Source organism: Mesorhizobium sp. M4B.F.Ca.ET.203.01.1.1, from assembly GCF_004791025.1.
Taxonomy (GTDB): Bacteria; Pseudomonadota; Alphaproteobacteria; order Rhizobiales; family Rhizobiaceae; genus Mesorhizobium; species Mesorhizobium abyssinicae.
In genome coordinates, this window is record NZ_SRUO01000089.1 from 1 (window position 1) to 390 (window position 390).

Here is a 390-nt window from a genome sequence, read left to right on the forward strand (position 1 = left end):
TCGGACAACCTACATGGGCCGATGGCGCTGTACGGCTGCGCGCTGATCGGGCTGCTCCTGACCGGCCTGATCGTGTGGATCACCGAGTACTACACCGGCACCCAGTACAAGCCGGTGCAGCACGTGGCACAGGCCTCGACCACCGGCCACGGCACCAACATCATCGCCGGCCTCGGCATCTCGATGAAGTCCACCGCGCTGCCGGTGGTGGCGGTGTGTGCGGCAATCTGGGGCGCGTTCGCGCTGGGGGGCCTGTACGGCATCGCCATCGCCGCCACCGCGATGCTGTCGATGGCCGGCATGATCGTCGCCCTCGATGCCTACGGTCCGATCACCGACAACGCCGGCGGCATCGCTGAAATGGCCGAGCTGCCTTCCGAGATCCGCGAC

1 protein-coding gene is annotated in these 390 nt (G+C 67.4%); it reads left to right on the forward strand.

Annotated elements, in window-relative coordinates; translation table 11 throughout:
- On the forward strand, positions 1-390 hold a 390-nt coding region (locus tag EN846_RS33755), incomplete at both ends, for a sodium/proton-translocating pyrophosphatase (protein WP_135928108.1).